The organism is Brassicibacter mesophilus (genome assembly GCF_050433385.1).
Classification (GTDB): domain Bacteria; phylum Bacillota; class Clostridia; order Tissierellales; family Proteiniboraceae; genus Brassicibacter; species Brassicibacter mesophilus.
In genome coordinates, this window is record NZ_JBNPXI010000007.1 from 1 (window position 1) to 15561 (window position 15561).

At 32.5% G+C, this 15561-nt stretch carries 13 protein-coding genes; 1 reads left to right on the forward strand and 12 read right to left on the reverse strand.

Annotated elements, in window-relative coordinates:
- Nucleotides 1–172: 172 nt before the first annotated feature.
- Nucleotides 173–1009, reverse strand: a complete 837-nt coding sequence (locus HNR33_RS09345) for a P-loop NTPase family protein (RefSeq protein ID WP_429082700.1) — start codon at nt 1007–1009, stop codon at nt 173–175.
- A gap of 50 nt (nt 1010–1059) precedes the next feature.
- On the reverse strand, nt 1060–2118 hold the full coding sequence (locus tag HNR33_RS09350; protein ID WP_429082702.1) for an O-acetyl-ADP-ribose deacetylase: 1059 nt from the start codon (nt 2116–2118) through the stop codon (nt 1060–1062).
- Nucleotides 2119–2431: 313 nt separating this feature from the next.
- Here HNR33_RS09350 and HNR33_RS09355 point away from each other — a divergent pair, with 313 nt between their 5' ends.
- Nucleotides 2432–3787, forward strand: a complete 1356-nt coding sequence (locus tag HNR33_RS09355) for an alanine/glycine:cation symporter family protein (RefSeq protein ID WP_429082705.1) — start codon at nt 2432–2434, stop codon at nt 3785–3787.
- 238 nt (nt 3788–4025) lie between these two features.
- On the opposite strand, the gene HNR33_RS09360 is transcribed toward HNR33_RS09355, so the two are convergent.
- The 10 genes from HNR33_RS09360 to HNR33_RS09405 all read right to left on the reverse strand — a co-directional run bounded on the left by HNR33_RS09360 (nt 4026) and on the right by HNR33_RS09405 (nt 15495).
- The gene (locus HNR33_RS09360) at nt 4026–5177 is read right to left on the reverse strand and encodes a M14 family metallopeptidase (RefSeq protein ID WP_429082706.1); all 1152 of its coding nucleotides are present in this window, start codon (nt 5175–5177) and stop codon (nt 4026–4028) included.
- A gap of 11 nt (nt 5178–5188) precedes the next feature.
- On the reverse strand, nt 5189–6664 hold the full coding sequence (locus HNR33_RS09365; RefSeq protein WP_429082707.1) for a YfcC family protein: 1476 nt from the start codon (nt 6662–6664) through the stop codon (nt 5189–5191).
- Between the two features lie 261 nt (nt 6665–6925).
- Nucleotides 6926–7855, reverse strand: coding sequence for a 1-phosphofructokinase (pfkB, locus tag HNR33_RS09370; protein WP_429082710.1), 930 nt, complete (start codon nt 7853–7855; stop codon nt 6926–6928).
- Between the two features lie 11 nt (nt 7856–7866).
- Nucleotides 7867–8724 (reverse strand): tagatose-bisphosphate aldolase subunit GatY, encoded by an 858-nt coding sequence (gene gatY, locus HNR33_RS09375; RefSeq protein ID WP_429082713.1) that lies wholly within the window; start codon nt 8722–8724, stop codon nt 7867–7869.
- A gap of 68 nt (nt 8725–8792) precedes the next feature.
- Complete coding sequence (locus HNR33_RS09380; protein WP_429082716.1) at nt 8793–9773, reverse strand: N-acetylglucosamine kinase; 981 nt, start codon at nt 9771–9773, stop codon at nt 8793–8795.
- A 43-nt stretch (nt 9774–9816) separates the two neighbouring features.
- A complete protein-coding gene (locus HNR33_RS09385; protein ID WP_429082719.1) occupies nt 9817–11064 on the reverse strand; it encodes a Gfo/Idh/MocA family protein in 1248 nt (415 codons plus the stop codon).
- A 15-nt stretch (nt 11065–11079) separates the two neighbouring features.
- Complete coding sequence (locus HNR33_RS09390; protein ID WP_429082722.1) at nt 11080–11925, reverse strand: carbohydrate ABC transporter permease; 846 nt, start codon at nt 11923–11925, stop codon at nt 11080–11082.
- 17 nt (nt 11926–11942) lie between these two features.
- On the reverse strand, nt 11943–12890 hold the full coding sequence (locus HNR33_RS09395) for a carbohydrate ABC transporter permease (protein ID WP_429082725.1): 948 nt from the start codon (nt 12888–12890) through the stop codon (nt 11943–11945).
- Between the two features lie 89 nt (nt 12891–12979).
- Nucleotides 12980–14254: an ABC transporter substrate-binding protein gene (locus tag HNR33_RS09400; RefSeq protein ID WP_429082728.1), complete on the reverse strand. Its 1275-nt coding sequence runs from the start codon at nt 14252–14254 to the stop codon at nt 12980–12982.
- Between the two features lie 62 nt (nt 14255–14316).
- A complete protein-coding gene (locus HNR33_RS09405) occupies nt 14317–15495 on the reverse strand; it encodes an SIS domain-containing protein (protein WP_429082731.1) in 1179 nt (392 codons plus the stop codon).
- Between the last annotated feature and the right edge of the window lie 66 nt (nt 15496–15561).

Sequence of the window (15561 nt, forward strand, 5' to 3'; positions counted from 1 at the left end):
AGGTGATTTTTTTGTATAACTTCTGTCGCGCACCCGCATAGCGGGTGGTTTATTGTTTCGCACGCTTCGCGAGCTCAACAGGCTAAAGCCCATAACAGAAAATCTTCTTGCAAAAAAACAAGAAGATTAGTCTTTAATAAGAAATATTTTACTTCCATTTAACTTCATTAAATTAAACCTCTAAGATGTTTTTAATTTGATTTTTTAGGTTATTTAAATCCATATCAGTATTATCTATAACTGCCTTTTTTATTTCTAGTAAATCTATTATCTCTTGTTCCACTGATTTTCTTTCTTTAAGAATCTCTAGAGTACCTTCTAAGCCATATAGATTATGTTCTTTTCCATATCCTTGATTCGTATAATAATCAAGGAAGCCTTCATACCATTCAATAGGTCTTTCTTCTATTATTCTTTTAAAAGATTCTTCTATGTTATCCTGATTTAAATAAATCAAAATTGGGTTTAATTCAGCAACAGCTTTTTCTAAATCTTTTATGTAAGCTTTCGTTATATCAAATTCTGCATTATCTCTTATCATGCTTACAGTTACTGGATTTTGAATAAAACAGCACTCAAAAATATAAACTTCATCTCTCACTTTCACCAGCTCTGCAAATCGTTCCCATCTTTCTACTAATAGCTTTCTGTGCACCTCAAATGTCAATTCATAAATATCATGTTGTGCAATTTCATCAAATAAACCATCAGGGAATTCAATCTCATCAACAAATCTTAGCTTAACAAAAGGAATAAAAATGCCATCTATTTGATGCTCAGAAATTTCTTCAATAAAATCATAATGCTGTTTATATTTCTTTAATAGATTGTCATATTCATTTTTTGTAAAATACGCAACTCCATCATAATCAGCAGGATGATCTAAGTTACCTTCAAGTATAAGCTCGTTAGAAATCTTATATTCATCAAGTAGTTCTTTAATAGTTTTTGCTGCTGTTGATTTACCTGAACCTGGTAATCCTTCGACAATAATTAGTTTTGATTTCATTTAACCATCTCCTAGACATAGTATCTTATGACGTGCAAGTACTCTCCTTTCTATTCTAATAAATTGCAGTATAAATCATAATTGTCATCATTAAAGCATACAAATACCACTTCTTCGACTGAACTGTTATCTTTAAGAAAATCTTTTACTGTGTTTACCGCAATTGCAGCAGCTAATTCTTTAGGGAATCTATATACTCCGGTGCTTATATTAGGAAATGCAATAGTTTTGATACTATGCTCATCAGCTAATTTAAGACTATTTTTATAACAATTAGCTAAAAGCTGTTCTTCATTGCTTTTTCCATCGTACCAAATAGGGCCAACAGTATGAATAACGTACTTAGCATTTAGTTCTCCAGCATTTGTAATCACAGCTTCTCCGGTCTCACAACCCCCTTGCTTATCTCTTATTTTCATACATTCTTCAAGTATAGTTTTCCCTCCCGCTCTATGAATAGCTCCATCTACACCGCCACCACCTAATAAGCTATTATTGGCAGCATTGACAATTGCATCTACAGAAATCTTAGTTATATCTCCTTTTAAGATTTTAATCCTATCATTAGAAGAGTCTGAGTTCATATTGCACTCTTTATCAAATATCCAATACCTTTGGGTTACTTCTTCACCTTCTTTTACTTCGTTTTCTAAAATCCCACCGTTGTTTATAATTGTTTTAGCTGATCCTAAATTATTTTTATCGCAAGTAATTAATATTTTATTAATTCCAAGTTCTTTAGCTATCGGCAAGGCCAAGGATAACATCAACGAAGCATACCCTTTTTTTCGTTCTGAAGGACGAATACCATAACCAATATGCCCACCATAATTGAATAGATAGTCATTTAATCTGTGTCTAATATTTATGGCTCCTATAATTCTTTTATTTTCTTCGACCAAAAAATATGTATGTGCAGGAACTAAATTAGAAGGACATGTGTCTTGGTTTTTAATTTTATATGTATAATCTAACCATTCTTTATAGCTCATATCTAATAATCTTGCAGAGTATGGAACAATTGCTTCACCACATTTTTCCCATTCATTAGCAAAATCATAATATTGCTCTTCCATTTCCTCATTAGGTTTTACTAATTTTAGTTTCAAATTTATCCCTCCATAATTCTTTTTTACTGATAAAACCATACTAGTAAAAATATTATTATTTGTTATTCTGTATAACTTCAATATTTCCTTTAAATCACTGTATGTTTATTTAGCTAGCTTAATCATAATTTTATTATAGCTCTAGTTATTAGTTATATTATATAAATGTATATAATGTATAAATGTAACATTGACAATGATTTGACTATCTGTTATCATCACTTTATAATCTTTTTCGACATTTTTCTCCATGTTTCTCCATTTTTTTGCATTGTGTAGTCAGGTATACAAATAGAGAAGGAGGATTATTACCATGGAAAACGTTTACACGATTTTTAAAAGTATCGATTCTTTAGTATGGGGACCGCCTTTATTGATATTACTTGTTGGAACTGGTATTTTTTTAACAATCAGATTAGGATTATTACAAGTTATTAAATTGCCTTTAGCACTTAAGTATTTGTTCGCAAAGGACGATGATACTACAGGTGAAGGTGATGTAACTAGTTTTGCTGCTCTGTGTACAGCATTAGCAGCTACTATTGGTACTGGAAATATAGTTGGTGTTGCTACTGCTATCAAGCTAGGAGGACCTGGAGCATTATTTTGGATGTGGATGGCCGCTTTCTTTGGTATGGCAACAAAATACGCAGAAGGTCTTTTGGCTGTCAAATATAGAGTAGTTGACGATAATGGTGAGATGGCCGGAGGTCCAATGTATTATATTGAAAGAGGATTAGGCAATAAATGGCTAGCAAAAGCATTTGCCATATTCGGTATAGGTGTAGCCTATTTTGGTATAGGTACATTCCCACAAGTAAATGCGATCACTAATGCAACTAAGATAGCATTGAATATCCCGATTCCAGTTAGTGCTGTAATCATAACTGTATTAGTTGCACTTGTTACATTAGGAGGAATCAAAAGTATTTCAAAAGTTTCTGAGCTTGTTGTTCCTTTCATGGCAGGGCTATATATTTTAGGTGCAGTAATGATTTTAATATACAACATAAATTTAGTGCCAGCTACTATTGGACTAGTAATAAAAAGTGCTTTTACTCCTGCTGCTGCTTCTGGAGGTTTTCTTGGAGCATCTGTAATGCTGGCAATTAGAAGTGGAGTTTCAAGAGGTGTATTTTCAAATGAATCTGGTCTAGGTAGTGCTCCAATTGCAGCTGCAGCTGCAAAGACAAAGTCTTGTGTAAGACAAGGTTTAGTTTCAATGACAGGTACCTTCTTTGACACTATTATTGTATGTACTATGACTGGTTTAGTATTGATATTAACCGGTATATGGAATTCTAATCTTGAAGGTGCAGCTATGACAAATGAAGCTTTCAAATTAGGACTACCTATCCCTTATCTATCCCAAATCATAGTTACTATAGGATTAATATTCTTTGCATTTACAACAATTCTAGGATGGAACTATTATGGTGAAAGATGTACACAATATCTTTTCGGTGTTAAAGGTATAAAGCTATATCGTTTCATATTTATTGGTATAATTGCTTTAGGAGCATTTAACTTAAAATTAGACTTGATATGGGTAATAGCTGACATTGTTAATGGACTTATGGCTATTCCTAACCTTATAGCTATTATTGGTTTAAGTGGTGTAATTATCTATGAGACTAAAACATATTTTAAGCTACAAAATAGATGCTAAAAAAGCTATTTTATAATGAAAAAAGGATGCGATTTAATGCATCCTTTTCTTAATTAGCCGCAGATCCGACTATAATGGTAAACTCTATTTATATTGTACTGATTTAATCTTTCAGCTTTGATCTCTTTACGCTTTATATATCATATCACTTTTTTCAATTTAGAATTCTATTTCCAAATAATTATTCTAATTTAATTCTATTGGTTAAACTTCTGTCTAGCTTCTTATTCATTTCTTTTTAGTTATTATTGTGTGCATTCAAAACCCCTTCTGATTTTAATACTCCTTCAAATCCTTGTCTAAAGTCGTTGACTGCTTTAAGTCTCCATTTTTCAGATTTTGGATAAAATAATTCAACATAAGAGTCTTTTATGTATTTTCCATCTTTTTCACTGTTAGAACCATTCCAGTACAATCTATTCTCTTCTATTATTGTCTTTAGTGATTTTAATCCTGCTTTAGTTGTATCTCCAAGTGTTCCAAACTCAAATGTTGTTGAATAGAATCTCTTTTCTTTAAATTCTTTTTCTTTAAAAAGATATAGAAAATCTATCATATCACCTTCTATTTTATAAAATTCGTCAGCATCTGCTTTTTGGACTAATGGATATGAAAATAGTTTTTTCAATTCTTCTGAGCTTCTTTCTTCAAAGCAGGAATTGACTATACTCATTTGATTGCTCGGACCATAGCCTGTATGCAAGTCAAGGTGCAAAATGTGATTATAGTCCTTCATATATCTTCTATATGTTTCAATCATATATTTAGTTGACTCTTCGTATTCCTGTCCTCCATAATATATACCTTTTTCAAACTCATATTGTCCAAGTATTGGAGCATTTTTAAAGTTATTTATTCCTATCTTATATAAGGCTTTTAAAAAGCCAAATCCAAAATTGAGATCATTTATACATCCTTTTCTATAGGCTTTTTCTGGAATCATAAGCTTTTTTATCTCTTTATAATCCATGTTTAGCTTTTTATCAAAGTTTCTCCATTCCCATATAAAGTTTCTATTAAGATCAACATTATTTTCATTAGTTCTCCTTTTATGCTTCATTCCCCATGGGTTTATTGAGTGAACTAGAACTATACCAGTAGAATCTGAATCTAGTGTAGTTAAATATTCTCTAACAAAAATCTGTAGCATTGCAGCGCCAACATATCCTTCTATTCCATGAAGACCTGTTGTAATAATCAAAAGCTTATCCTTAATCTCATTTGCATCTGCTTTAATAATATCTATTGATAAGCTTTCATCTTTTTCATTAACTTTATGGCTTAGCAGCTCTGTATTCTTCCAAATTTCTTTTATGTTATTAAGATTATTAATAAACCTATATTTTGACTCCTCATATGTGCTACTAAATATATCTAACCTATCATCCATGAGAATCCCTCCTAAAATGGACCATAATTAATCATAACGGCTATTCCAAGAAGCAAGCATGTAATTACTAAAATAGTAAACTGTAACTTAATAATCCATTTAAACCATTTGGGATAGCTAACTACTGTAAGGCCTAAAGCTATGAGAAGCACTGCATTTGTTGGATAGAATACATTACTGAAACCATCTCCAAAAGCAAATGCAAGTATAGTTATCTGTCTATTTATGTGTACTAAATCTGCAATAGGAGCCACTAGAGGCATAATCAAGAAGGCTTTTGCTGAACCTGAGCTGATAAAGAAATTCATAACAAGAACTAATAGATATATAAGAAGAACAGATATCATTGGTGAAGTATTCATAATAGATTCAGCTGCATAATGAAGTATTGTATCCATAATGCCTGACTGAGTTATTATATGCTTTACACTTGTGGCCATTAGTATTAATAAAATTCCTGGAGCAATACTTAGTGCTCCATTTAAAAGTGTTTTTAAAACTTCTTTTCCTTTTAAACCCGCTAGTAACCCAGATACACTTCCTCCGATTAAAAACAGTAGACCTATAATCGGTAAAGAATAGTTCGATAAGACTTCTACTACTGAAGTGCTTAAAATCAATATGAAAATGCATACGATGATAAACCCAAACCACTTTGCAGCTCTGTTAAGCTTTGTAGTGTCTGTAAACGCCATATATATATTACTGTTCATATTTTCTTTTTGTATAATATCTTCACTATAAACTGAAGATTTATGTGGGTTCTTTTCTATCTTCTTTGCATATCTTATTAAAAAACATACAAGAATAGCATAGATAACGAAAAACACTCCTATTCTCATCAGAATTCCAGAAAACATAGGTAGCCCTGCAATTCTTTGTGCCACACCTACCGTAAATGGATTTGCAATTCCTGAAGCAAAACCAAATCCTGCTGCAAGAATGCTCATGCCTAGTCCTGTTAATGAATCCCATCCCAGTGAATATGATAAAGCTATTACTATTGGTACAAGAGGGATTATTTCTTCAAATATTCCAACAACAGAACCAATAGTCATAAAAACAAAAACTACGCTTGCTAAAAGATAGTACTTATGCTTATTAAAGTATTTCACTATCTTACCAATTACGTATTTAAGCATATCTGATTTGTTCAATACAGCGAATGATCCACCTATCACAAGTAGAAATATAATTATAGCTATTACAATAGGTGCATCCCCACTCCATAAAACCTCAATTGGCGCTGTAAACCATCTCCAGACAGGATATCCTTGTCCATTAGTAAACTGGAAAGATTCTGGATTAATTGTCATTCTATCATTTAACAATACTCTTTCATAGCTTCCTGTTGGTATTATATGTGTAAGTACTCCTGCAGCAACCATTAGAATTAAAAGTATAAGTATTGATGAAAAAAAAGCTTTCTTATTTATGCTTACTCCGTAGTCTTCTTTAGTATTAATCTTACTTCCTGAGTTGTTCAAAGCATCCCCTCCTTTTTGCATTATTTTCATATTTGTGGTAAAGATATTGTTATTTGTATTCTTTATAATTTCAATTTTTCCTTTAAAACTATATATATTTTTAATAAACTAAAGAGAGCTACCCTAATTTGGATAACCCTCTTTTACATTTAAAATACTATTTATTAATAGAGAAATAATAAAAAAGATACCGCAAAGTATCCTTTTTAAAATGGGGGATGATTATTTTTTCAGATTATATATTCAAATATAACCTTGTTATTAGCCTAACTCTATTATTTTTACCTTTTTTCTTATTTTCTCAACATTCTCAATTCTAATCATGCCTGTCTCTTTTTCCATCGCATTTGCAGTTCCGCAGCTTGCAGCAAAAGCAAGCATATCTCTAAAATCATATCCTCTTTGTAATGCGACTGCAAGACCTGCAACTGTAGAATCTCCCGAGCCCACAGGGTTGACTGCCTCTATATTAGGTATTTCAACCTTATATGCCCTGTCATCTTTCACCACTATTGAACCTCTTTCTCCTAGCGAGACAAATACTATTTCAATTCCAGTTTGTCCTAGCTTTTTGGCACATCTTATTATCTCAGCTTCACTTTCTAAATTCTTATTAAAAATATATTCTAATTCATCTTTATTAGGTTTAATAATATGTGGTCTTGCCTCTATACCCTTGACTAAAGCTTCACCACTAGTATCTAGAATAAACTTGACATCATAATTTTTTGCTTTAGTAATAAGTTCTTTATATATACTAGCTGGCACTTCTTTCGGTATACTTCCAGACGCACATACAATACTTGAATCCTGCAACATTTTACTATATTTATTATATAGACTATCTAGTTCATCCTCTGTTACTTGAGGTCCTGGTTCTAAAATCTCAGTCTGTCCACAACTATTTGATAGTATTGCAATACAACACCTTGTATCTTCTGAAATTTTTATGAAATCGCTTTTTATATTTAGTTCTTCTAATTCTTTCGATATAAAGTCTCCATTGGCTCCACCTAAAAATCCTGTAGCATCTACTTTTTCTCCAAGCTGTTTTACAACTCTCGCAACATTTATGCCTTTTCCTCCTGCAGTGTTATGAACTTCCAACGCTCTAGAAACTTTACCTTTTTCAAAGTCATCTAAAATATATCTTTTATCTACAGAAGGATTCAATGTAATAGTTGAAATCAAGACATTCCCTCCTACACAAACCTTCCATTGCTTTTGCAGACCATTATCTTGTCAGCTACAACCTTACTCATCGCTTCTTTACCAGGTGTCAAATATTTGCGTGGGTCAGTTTCTTCTGGATGTTTTACAAAATACTCTTTAACAGCATTTGCAAAAGGAATCTTGAGCTCTGTTGCTATGTTTACTTTACATATTCCTAACTTTATAGCTTGTTCAATGTCTTCATTAGACAACCCAGAAGCCCCATGTAACACTAGTGGCACATCTACCTTGTCTTTTATCTGTTCTAATCTTTTAAAATCCAAATCAGGCTTTGATTTATACAAACCATGAGCAGTTCCGATAGCTACTGCGAGAGAATCTATTTTTGTTCTCTCGACAAATTCCCTTGCTAAATCAGGGTCTGTATACTTAGAGTCATTTTCATTTATAACTAAATCGTCTTCATGACCACTCAAAACACCTAGCTCTGCTTCTACAGTTACATTTCTCGCATGGGCATATTCGACTATATCAATAGTTTTTTTAATATTGTCTTCAAAAGAATCCATAGAGGCATCTATCATAGCTGACTTGCAGCCCAAATCTATATACCTTTTAATTAAATTGACATCTGTAAAATGATCTAAATGTACAGCTATAGGGATATAATACTTTTGTGATGCAGCATTTCCTATAGCTATTAAATATTCTATATCTGAAAACTTAGCTGTACTTGGAGTTACAGCCAATATTACAGGTGACTTTAGCTTGGATGCTTCCTCAATAACCACTTTAATTGTTTCTAGGTTGTGTATATTGAAAGCTGGTACTGCATACTTAAACTTTTTAGCATTTAGAAGCATATCTTTTGTTGATATTATTGGCATCACTAGTCCCCCTCATGATTTTCATTTACATTTCTTATAACACTACACTTTCTCTTTAAATACTCACTCTATACAGTTTTTTCTTCTAGCATCAAATTCTCAATAACTTTATTATCGACTTCTCCAAAATATAGCTTATATGCATATAAAGCTGCACCTGTTACTGGTTTTAGAATAGGAGTTACTAGCTCAATATTTCTATTTAACTCTATCAAGTATGTGTTAAGAGGTTTTAAAACATATTCTCCAGCATTAAAAACTCCACCAGAATATGATACAACTATTTTGTCATCACGATCAAAATTTAGCTTATCTATTATAGCCTTTATTGTTATAAAATGCTCATATGCAGCTTGAGAAAATATATCTAAAGCATACTTATCATTTTGCTTAGCCGCTTCATAAAGTATTTTTGCTAATTTCCCTACTTCATCTCTTTTCATTTCAAGCTTGCTTACTAATAAATCTATAAGATCAAAATCTCTATCTATATTCAACTCTGATCGTAAAATATCATATAATGGAGTCTTATATAATCTGCCATCAGCTTCCTTAGAAAATAATTCTACTGTCTTTTTTCCTAACCAATATGCTGAGCCTTCATCTCCGCAAAAAGGTCCCCAGCCACTTGAGCGAGCAGAGTTACCTTTGCTGTCAACTCCAAATCCAATAGTGCCAGTTCCTGCGACAATGTTTATACCTGATTTGCATGCTAAAGAGCCTGCCCAGGCTACTTCAACATCATTTGCGCATTTATATTTTGAAGATTGTATTATGTTTTCAATAACAGATTCTATATCTTTAATATCGTCTAATATTTCTCCATATCCTGGGATTCCAAGTACAGAATAATCTAGTTCTGATACTGATACATTTATTTGTCTGCATACTTCATTAATCCCTTCTGCTATAACTTCCTTAAATGTATTAAAGGATGTTTGCTTATAATGACAAGTAGGTCCCTTAGAATATCCAAGTATCCTGCCCTCTTCATTAATCACAATAAATTCTGTTTTAGTTCCACCACCATCTATCCCTAAAAACTTCAATCATATTCCCCCAATCATCAGTATATAAAAATACTAAAAGTATTTAGAATTTACTACAGAATTCATTAATACTGATTGATTTGTTAGATAGTCTAGATTCTTCAGCTGCAAATGCCATCATGTGGCTTTGAACTGAAACACTAGCTGAAGTTAAAGCCTGCCCTTGTTTTGACAATATTAATGATACAAAATCATTCATTATACCTGTGTCTCCTCCACCGTGACCACCAGTTACAACTTTAGGATTGAAAACCTTTCTTTCATTAGAATCAAACAATTGTAGCTCTATCTCATTTCTGCTATCATCTGCTCTAATTTCTCCCTTTGTTCCCATTACTTTAATAGTTCTGTGTACTTTATTAGTAAATGCACTTAGGTTGAATGTTGCTGTAACTCCATTTTCAAATTCTAAAATAGTTGATTGATGATCTACCACATTGTTGTCACAGCTGAATACACATCTGCCATAAGGTCCTTCTTTTACAGCTTTTTTAACTGCTTCTTCCGTTTGGATTTCACTAATAACAGTTGCAGGCCATCTGCCTACAGCATTGTAGTATATTTTTTTAGCTGAATAAGGACATTCTTCTTCTATTTTGCAATCTACACATCTTTCCCCTGCTCCCTCTGGCTTCTTATCTGATTTGAAATAGCTTAGATGTCCAAAGGATGATATATTTGTGCAATTACTGCCTACTAACCATAGTAATATATCCATATCATGGCAGCTTTTTTGTAAAATAAGTGGACTAGATAAATCAGAGTTCCTCCAGTTTCCTCTGACAAAGCTGTGAGCAAAATGGAAGTAACCGATATTCTCGTTATGCTGTATAGATACTAATTCTCCAATTTCTCCGTCTTCTATAATTGACTTGATTTTACTGAAAAAAGGTGTATATCTTAATACGTGACATATCATAAATACGTTATTATTTTCTTTTGCAAGTCTTCCTAACTCCATACATTCATTAGGATTGTTAGACATAGGTTTCTCTAATAAAATATGATAGCCTTTTTTAAGAGCTATACTTGCTGGTTCAAAATGAGTATCATCTGGAGTTGCAATAACTACTGCATCACAAAATTTATCTTTTTCTAAAAGAGGTTCCCAACTTTCAAAAACAAAATCTTCATCTATTCCATGTCTTTTAGCAAACATATCTCTTTTTATATCATTTGGTTCAGCAACAGCAACAAACTCTATGTTTTCTGAATGTTGTATTGCATATTCTCCATATACATCCTTTCCACGTTGTCCTGCTCCAATTAACGCTACTCTAATCTTTGACATCAATAATCCCTCCTATTAACTCTTAGACCCAGTAAATGCGATACCGCTTATAAATTGTTTTTGGAATATAATAAAAGCTACTATCATTGGCCATATGGCAAGAACTGAACCAGCCATCATTAGTGGATAATTCGTGCCGTGCTGACCTTGTAAAGAAGCTAATCCCGCAGACAGCGTCATCTTGTCTACAGATGTATTTACGATCAAAGGCCACATCAATGAATTCCAGCTAGACATGCTTGTAGTAATTGCAAGAGCTATTATTCCAGGCTTAGCTAACGGTAACATAATATTTTTGTATATCTGAAAATGATTACATCCATCAAGTATAGCCGCCTCTTCTAGCTCCTTTGGTAGTGACATAAAGAACTGCCTCATTAGGAAAGTTCCAAACGCACTAAATAATCCTGGTAAAACTAAAGCAGTAATAGAATTAAGTAAGCCAAGTTTTTGTATAATCATAAATTGAGGTAATAAAAATACTTGACCAGGTATCATTAAAACAGACAGCAATATGATAAATATTATATTACTTCCAGGAAACTTGATTCTTGCAAATGCATATCCTGCTAAAGTACATAATATTATTTGCCCAATAGTTCTTATTACGGTATATGCTATTGTATTAAAATAAAAGTTCTTAAATGGCAATACACTTAATACTTCAGAATAATTGCTCCACTGAGGAGTTGTTGGAAAAATTTTTGGTGGAATCTGAGTTGATTCTCCTAGTGTCTTTAATGAGGTTAGTATCATCCATAAAAATGGTGTTAATGTCAGAAGTACACCAATTATTAAAACTGCATGTACTATCGTTTTTCTATTCAATAGTTTTCTCTTAGAACCTATCTTATTAGCCATATGATATCCCTCCCTTATCAATAGTTAACCCATTTCTTCTGTAGTCTTAATTGAATTATAGTAACAAGCATGATTATACAGAAGATTAATACTGCTATTGCAGAAGCATATCCTTTATTGTGTAAAATGAAAGCATTTTTATAGAATAGATATACCATAGACATTGTGGAATCAATTGCTAAGCTACTCTCGCTTATCATCATAAAAATAACATCAAACACTTGGAAAGCACTAATTAGCGTCATTATTGAAACAAAGAAAATAGTAGGTGTTAGCAAAGGAAGCGTTATGGTAAAGAATTGTCTGATTGGTCCTGCTCCATCTATAGAAGCTGCCTCATAATAGCTTTGAGGAATTCCCTGTAATCCTGCCAGTAATATTATCATATTAAATCCAACACCGCTCCATATTCCAACAACAATTACTGCCCAAAGTGCTGTATCAGGATCAGTTATCCACGCATGACCCTCAATTCCGATCTTTGCTAATACTTGGTTTAATAAGCCGAACTTATTATTATAAAGCCATTTCCACACCATAGCAATTGCAGTAGGCATTGTAACAGCAGGCAAAAAATAGAGCGTTCTATATATTGTAAGACCTTTGATTTTCGAATTTAATAATACAGCAACAAGTATAGATATACTAATACCTATAGGCACAGTTGCTATTGTATATTTTAAAGTATTTCCTAAAGCCTGTAATACTTTTGGATCAGAAAACATTTTTTGGTAGTTTTCTAGTCCTATCCATTTGTATTGTCCAAATAAACCTAAATCAGTGAAGCTATAAAAAACATTCTTAAAAAATGCCGATATATAAAATATCCCTAGTCCAGCTACTGTTGGAAATATCATTAAGTAAGCCCAAAAATAATCTGTTCTGCGTTTTGATGAAATTCTGTTTGATTTTTGCTTTTGAAGAATAACGTTTTCTTGATTATTCTTTTTCATTGATAAGTTCATCTAATGCCTCCTATCCTATAGGTTTATACCAATAAAGGTTTAATCAGCTTTGCTGCAAGCAAAGCTGATTAAAATTTGAGGTTCTGTCTTTACTCTTCTTGAAGTATTTTATTCATCTCTTCAGCTATTATTTTACAACCTTCTTCAACTGACATTTCACCAGCCCAAATTCTTTTTAGATATTCACCTTCTATAGCATTCCATTTAGCTGTTTCTTTTGATGATGGATACATGTATGAGTATTCTAATGCCTCAACATATGCTTGTAGATTAATTTGACTGTATGACTCTTTCCATAATTCAAGTGACTCCTTATAAGCCGGAATTACAGTTCCAGATTCTGCCCAAATATCATTTGCTTCTTTACTTGAAAGAAATTTAACAAATTCCCAAGCTTCTTGAGGATGCTTTGTTCTTGAATATATAGCATTTCCAAGTCCATGGATTACAGCCGCACGTTGGTCTATTTTAGGCATAACCACTAGGTCTATCTTATCTTTTACAGATTCATTTTGCATATACGGTGAAACCATCCATGATGCAGCAAAGTTCATAGCTAACTTTCCAGATTGAAATAAATCATCCACAGGAGTGTCTATTGAATCCTGAAGTGATGGTGAAATTCCTTCTTCGATTAAGTCTACCCAAACTTGAATACCTTTCTTTGTTTCTGGTAAGTCATAGCCAGATTTTTTTCTATCGTCTGAAATCACATATCCACCAGTCTGGTTAATAGTATTATATATCCCTACTTGATTATCTGTTGTGAATGCAACCCCATATATTCCTTCTGATTTGTTAGTAAGTTTTCTAGCAGCTTCCACCATGTCATTCCAAGTCCATGCATCTGTAGGATATTCAACACCTGCTTTATCAAATATCTCCTTATTGTACCAAAGAGCAGTAACATCAAAGTCCTTTGGTACTCCGTATAATTTGTCTTCTATTGTGTACAAATCAACAAGTCCTTGAGGATATTTGCCTAAATCAAGTTTATCAGCTTCAATGTACTCGTTTAATGGCGCTAAAATTCCTCCACTTACGTACTTAGCTGCATTAGGCCCATTCATCCAAAATACATCTGGAACTACTCCTCCAGTTGCAGCTGTTTCTAATTTAGTCCAGTATTGCCCCCACGGTGTAAGTTCTACTTTTACTTCTATGTTTGCATGTGTTTTGTTAAATTCCTTGATTAATTCTTGTACAACAGGCTCTTGGTTTTTATCCCAAATACCATAGCTTATAGTTACCTTATCACTTCCACTATTGCCATTATCAGTTGTTGTTCCTTTACTACCACACCCACTTAGCATTGCTACGACTAATAATGTACTTAACAAAATAGCAATTACTCTTTTTTTCATTCACTTTTCCCCCTTAATTTTATTCTAATATTAACTCTGATTAGAGCAATTGAAGCTTAAGTCTACTGGTTATATGGATAGATTCTAACGCCTTTTACTACTCTATTTACTATCCCTTCAGGAGAAGGATTATCTGGATTTATTTCTAATTTTATAGATTTAAATAATGCAATAAATTGCGCATTTAATATATAGTCAAACAATAAAAATACGTCATGGAACTCTTTATATGTGTCGCAAATGCTTATAAAGTAGTCTGATATTTGTTCAACTTCTTCGTCATGATATTGTGATATTGATAGTATTTTTTTATTTCCATTTTCATTAACTATCTCTCTAAGTAAATCCACTTCATATCTTCTTGTATATGAGTTGTTTGATAAATAAGCGACTACTATGCTTTTGTCGTTCAACATTGATTTTGGACCATGTCTAAAACCTAAATAAGAATCATAACTAGCCATAACTTTGCCACTTGTTAACTCAAGAACCTTTAACGCAGATTCTCTTGCCAATCCTTTTAGACATGAAGAACCTAAGAAAATCATTCTTTCAAAGTCTAATGAACTGACTTTAAATAATAGCTCCATCTTTTCATGTAATATCTTTTCTCCATCCTTTGATATACTTTTAATGTCTTTTGACAGCTTGTCAAGATCATCAATACTAAAAAACAATAATGTTGCTAAAACCATGCTTGTGAAACTACTAGTCATAGCAAAGCCTTTATCGTTTGTTGCTTCAGGCATTAATATCAGATAAGATTTCTCATCCTGTTTTGCCTCTGCTGCAAGCTTTCCTGATGGATTACATGTTAATATTACTTGATATAAATCTTTAACTAAGCTTTTAGCTAGTTCAACTGTTGCTACACTTTCAGGGCTATTACCTGATCTTGCAAATGATACAAGTAATGTAGGTACTTGAGGTTTTAAATATTCTGTTGGATTAGACACTATATCAGTTGTCGCAATAAACTCAACGTTGTTTTGTAATCTTTGATTTAAATATGGCGCAACGCATTGACCAACAAAGGCTGAACTTCCTGCTCCTGTTAAGACAATCCTTATTCCCTCTTTTGCTAAAACGTTTTTCAAAAACCTAGCAATTTCTAACTTATTCTTTTCAAAAATTTCTAGTGTTTCATTCCAGATTTGAGGCTGTTGTTTAATTTCATTAAAAGTGACGTATTGATTAAATACATCAAAATCTCTTTCTTCATCTTTTAAATTCTTTGTCATAGGTATCCCCCTTTTCATTTATTATTTTTTGTGATATGGTTATGTCGTCATGTGGTCTGTACCAGT

Excerpts from the sequence above, each read along its gene's own strand:
- gatY (WP_429082713.1), bottom strand. The coding sequence starts at position 8,724 with ATGCCAATAATATCAACAAAAGATATGCTTCTAAATGCTAAAAAGTTT.
- HNR33_RS09395 (WP_429082725.1), bottom strand. The coding sequence starts at position 12,890 with ATGAACTTATCAATGAAAAAGAATAATCAAGAAAACGTTATTCTTCAA.
- HNR33_RS09390 (WP_429082722.1), bottom strand. The coding sequence starts at position 11,925 with ATGGCTAATAAGATAGGTTCTAAGAGAAAACTATTGAATAGAAAAACG.
- HNR33_RS09385 (WP_429082719.1), bottom strand. The coding sequence starts at position 11,064 with ATGTCAAAGATTAGAGTAGCGTTAATTGGAGCAGGACAACGTGGAAAG.
- HNR33_RS09355 (WP_429082705.1), top strand. The coding sequence starts at position 2,432 with ATGGAAAACGTTTACACGATTTTTAAAAGTATCGATTCTTTAGTATGG.
- HNR33_RS09400 (WP_429082728.1), bottom strand. The coding sequence starts at position 14,254 with ATGAAAAAAAGAGTAATTGCTATTTTGTTAAGTACATTATTAGTCGTA.
- HNR33_RS09360 (WP_429082706.1), bottom strand. The coding sequence starts at position 5,177 with ATGGATGATAGGTTAGATATATTTAGTAGCACATATGAGGAGTCAAAA.
- HNR33_RS09405 (WP_429082731.1), bottom strand. The coding sequence starts at position 15,495 with ATGACAAAGAATTTAAAAGATGAAGAAAGAGATTTTGATGTATTTAAT.
- HNR33_RS09345 (WP_429082700.1), bottom strand. The coding sequence starts at position 1,009 with ATGAAATCAAAACTAATTATTGTCGAAGGATTACCAGGTTCAGGTAAA.